General features: G+C 33.6%; 3 protein-coding genes. All 3 read left to right on the top strand.

The window, feature by feature from the left end:
- Nucleotides 1–107: 107 nt before the first annotated feature.
- Genes ACFSBH_RS12305 through ACFSBH_RS12295 form a run of 3 tightly spaced genes read left to right on the top strand, consistent with a single transcriptional unit; the run spans nt 108 to nt 1,646 of the window.
- Nucleotides 108–842, top strand: coding sequence for a hypothetical protein (locus tag ACFSBH_RS12305; protein WP_379597773.1), 735 nt, complete (start codon nt 108–110; stop codon nt 840–842).
- A complete protein-coding gene (locus ACFSBH_RS12300; RefSeq protein ID WP_379597771.1) occupies nt 826–1,443 on the top strand; it encodes a DUF5412 family protein in 618 nt (205 codons plus the stop codon). Before ACFSBH_RS12305 ends, ACFSBH_RS12300 begins: the two co-directional genes overlap by 17 nt.
- Nucleotides 1,444–1,496: 53 nt before the next feature.
- Complete coding sequence (locus tag ACFSBH_RS12295) at nt 1,497–1,646, top strand: hypothetical protein (protein ID WP_379597769.1); 150 nt, start codon at nt 1,497–1,499, stop codon at nt 1,644–1,646.
- Nucleotides 1,647–1,736: the final 90 nt, after the last annotated feature.

Here is a 1,736-nt window from a genome sequence, read left to right as displayed (position 1 = left end):
GCTATTTTCTATTTACTGGGGTTTTGTCCCAGCCTCTTCTTATTTGATGAACTTATGGTATTATTTGTAAAAAAAGGTGTGTTTCAGATGATCAAGGAAGTACATAAATGAATAGGGGAAGAGATTCCAAGCGAGAAATAGAACTGGTTAAAGCACGAACAAAATTTGGTTGCCTAATTTGGTCCATAATTTTAGTGATCTTACCAATTATACTTTTCATTGGTGTGTTTTCCTACGAGATGTATTTCAAAGAAAAAACACTTCTTGTCAGTCATTCTCCAAACGAAATCAAGACGATTAAGATTGTTGAGAAAGGAGAACCAGCTTTTTTCGGTCCTTCCACCGTGAGAATTAAATACGGTAGACAATATATGGAACGAAGCGTGGCTAATGATGGGAAAATGCTTCAAGATACCAATTTTGTAATTCACTGGGAGAATGAAAATGAAGCAACAATCACCATAGATGGGGAAGAACAAGCAGCGGAGATAATCCAGTTCAATGCTGAAGATCCTAACCCATTTAAAGAAAATGTAGAAATTACTTTAGGTTCTTTTACATTCAAGACAAGTGAATCACCAAGCCTTAAGAATATCATCCAACTCAGAGAAGTAAGTAAATCTAAAGGCAAATCTCAATACTCCACAGTTCAAATATTCTATGGAGAACGGGGGAGTGTTTTAGAAAGGTATAAAGAATATGTACCAAGCGATATGTATACGCCAGACAATTTTAAAATTCATTGGCAAAACGACGAACAAGTAAAAATAGAGGTAGTCCGAGAAAATGATGAGGGAGAAACCTATATAGAAGAAGTCATAGATATTGATTTATCAAGGTGAAACAATAGGGCATCAGAGAAATATTGACGTTAAAATGGGGGATTTCGTGATTATAATATTGGGGTTTTTACTATCTATTATCACCGTGATATTATTTTTGGTTTTATGTGCAAGAATCATCGTTTCTTTCATTAAAAAGAAACCTTTTCCCAAGAGGCTACTGATTGTAACGTTGTTTGGGATGGTTCTGATTTCATCTCTTTACATATATGAAACTTACTTTTTTACATTCAATGATATTGATCGAGATTCTATTCAAATGGGACCTGGACCTATAACATCACCTAATGGAACATATACAGCTCATGCTTATTATGAACTGTATGGCGGAGCGGCAGGCGGTGTTAATATGTGGGTTGAAATTACAAACAACAAAGAGAAGGATAAAACGCAAACGGTTTATTATAGTAGTGCAATGAATAATACTTCTTTGCATTGGCTGAGCGAGGATAAACTTTTCATTCAAAACAAGAGTCGGCAATATCCTAATTCAAATAGAAGCATCCAATTGGAAATCGGGAAAGAAATTTATCATGAAAATGGTTTAGCTTGTAAAAGTCTGTTAATGAAAGATGAATATGAGACATGTTATCAAAACTAATCTTGGATTGAGAATTAATGAAGGAATCGCTATGTTAGGGGGAGATACATCAAATGACTAAGAATAGAATAAAGTATTTTGTAATCGAGTTTATCATTCTCTTTGTTTTTTTAATGATATTTTACTGGATATTTTATGAAGAAATGAACTGGCTGCTTATTATCATTATACCTATTGTTTTCCCTTTATTGATGCTAGTATAGTTTCATGGACACATCTAAGTTAAATTTATACAATGAATTTCAAGGAGGATGTGTCCGATGAATACAAGAAATAACGGTAAACGATATAAT

The sequence above is a fragment of the Oceanobacillus luteolus genome (genome assembly GCF_042678205.1).
In the GTDB taxonomy this organism is placed as follows: domain Bacteria; phylum Bacillota; class Bacilli; order Bacillales; family Amphibacillaceae; genus Oceanobacillus; species Oceanobacillus luteolus.
Note: the sequence above shows the minus strand (reverse complement) of the source record. Positions and strands in the feature narration are given on the sequence as shown.

What these genes read in the sequence shown, in the direction of transcription:
- ACFSBH_RS12305 (WP_379597773.1), top strand. Translation starts at nt 108, where the DNA reads ATGAATAGGGGAAGAGATTCCAAGCGAGAAATAGAACTGGTTAAAGCA.
- ACFSBH_RS12295 (WP_379597769.1), top strand. Translation starts at nt 1,497, where the DNA reads ATGACTAAGAATAGAATAAAGTATTTTGTAATCGAGTTTATCATTCTC.